Here is a 1,345-nt window from a genome sequence, read left to right as displayed (position 1 = left end):
TACTAACACGATTAGTGTGCGAGAAACTGCGGATAAATTGAATCAGATCCGTACTTTGATTGATACCTGGGATATTCCAGTGCGCCAAGTGCTGATCGAAGCACGTATCGTTCGTGCACGTTCAAATATTACTGAAGAAATGGGTATTACTTGGGGTGGCGGTGGCCGTGACCAAGATGGCGATACCTTCTGGCGTTTTGGTGGTTCTCAAAATACTCTTGGCGAGTTAACAACTACCAATACTGTTACATTCCCAGACGCATTGGCGGTTGATCTAGGTGTGACACGTACGAATGCTTCATCTATCGCCATTGGTATTGGCAATGGCGATTACTTGCTTGATTTAGAATTGTCGGCATTCGAGGCCGATGGCAAAGGCGAAATCGTTGCTCAACCAAAAATTGTAACGGCGGATCGCCAAACGGCAACGATTAAGTCTGGTGAAGAGATTCCTTACCAAGAAGCAACTTCTTCTGGGGCTGCCTCTATTGCATTTAAAGAGGCTGTATTGTCTCTTGAAGTAACGCCGCAAATTACTCCTGACGATAAAATCATTATGGATCTGAAAGTAAATCAGGATGATCGTGGCCAAGAGACTGCTGGTGTGCCAAGTATCGCGACTAATGAACTAATTACTCAGGTACTTGTTGGCAATGGTGAAACTATTGTCCTAGGCGGTATCTTCCAGTCGGAGGAATCTACGACAGTAACTAAGACACCGTTCCTGGGTGATATTCCTTACCTAGGTAACCTGTTTAAAAAGACGCAAAACATTAATGAGCGTAGTGAGTTGCTAGTGTTTATTACACCTAAATTGATCAAAGATGGTTTGATTGATCAATAATCGTGGCACACTGAAAAAGCCGAGCTAAATAGCTCGGCTTTTTTTTGTCTGAATGTATCGTTCCTTGTTATCAAACGGTGTTAAACTCAAACTTTTTAAGCAGTTTTTTCAATGGCATACAGAACAAAGAAGCCCTTAGTTGTATTGGTTGGGCCAATGGGGGCGGGAAAGACAACAATAGGTAAATTGTTAGCGACAGAGCTTTCCTACGAGTTTATTGATTCCGATAAAGAGATTGAGCAGCGATCTGGTGCAGATATTCCTTGGATCTTTGATGTTGAAGGAGAGGAAGGTTTCCGCAATCGGGAAGTGGCTGTTATTAAAGATTTAGCTCTAGAAAGTCAGGTGGTATTAGCAACAGGTGGTGGCGCGGTAATGCGTCAGGAGAATTGCGATCATTTGACCCGCAATGGTTTTATTGTGTACCTCAATACCTCTGTTGAGCAGCAGTTTTCGAGAACCCATAAGGATAAAAACCGACCTTTATTGCAAGGAGGAGAG

Annotated in this window: 2 protein-coding genes; both read left to right on the top strand. The window is 43.3% G+C overall.

Annotated elements, in window-relative coordinates; all coding sequences use genetic code 11:
* On the top strand, positions 1 to 844 hold an 844-nt coding region (gene pilQ / locus A3739_RS12305), incomplete at its 5' end, for a type IV pilus secretin PilQ (protein WP_156502557.1).
* A 111-nt stretch (positions 845 to 955) separates the two neighbouring features.
* A partial coding sequence (locus tag A3739_RS12300) for a shikimate kinase (RefSeq protein ID WP_068501552.1) occupies positions 956 to 1,345 on the top strand: 390 nt, incomplete at its 3' end.

This window comes from Oleiphilus sp. HI0067, from assembly GCF_001635735.1.
This window is presented reverse-complemented; position numbering and strand designations above follow the sequence as displayed.